Below are 276 nucleotides of genomic sequence, written 5' to 3' on the forward strand. Positions count from 1 at the left end.
CCAGATCAGCACCGGCAACCACCGCCGCCGTCTCCGGAGACGCCGCCGTCAGATGACCGTCCACCGCGAACAGGAAGTCCACGACCCGCGCATAGTCGAACACCGCGTCCGTACCGTCCGACAACGCCAACACCGCGGCATTCGCGTCACCACGCAGCCCCACCACATGCGCCTTGCCGAACGGCAACGACTGCACCGGGCCCTCCAACGGCACCGGCCCCCGCCGCACATGCGTGAACCCGGACACCTCCGGCAGCAGGCCATACGCATGCCGCC

At 69.6% G+C, this 276-nt stretch carries 1 protein-coding gene; it reads right to left on the reverse strand.

The window, feature by feature from the left end:
• A partial coding sequence (locus IG02_RS37490; protein ID WP_199814143.1) for a hypothetical protein occupies nucleotides 1-196 on the reverse strand: 196 nt, incomplete at its 3' end.
• Nucleotides 197-276 lie beyond the last annotated feature (80 nt).

It is taken from the genome of Streptomyces sp. NRRL F-5135, assembly GCF_000719775.1.
GTDB lineage: Bacteria > Actinomycetota > Actinomycetes > Streptomycetales > Streptomycetaceae > Streptomyces > Streptomyces hebeiensis.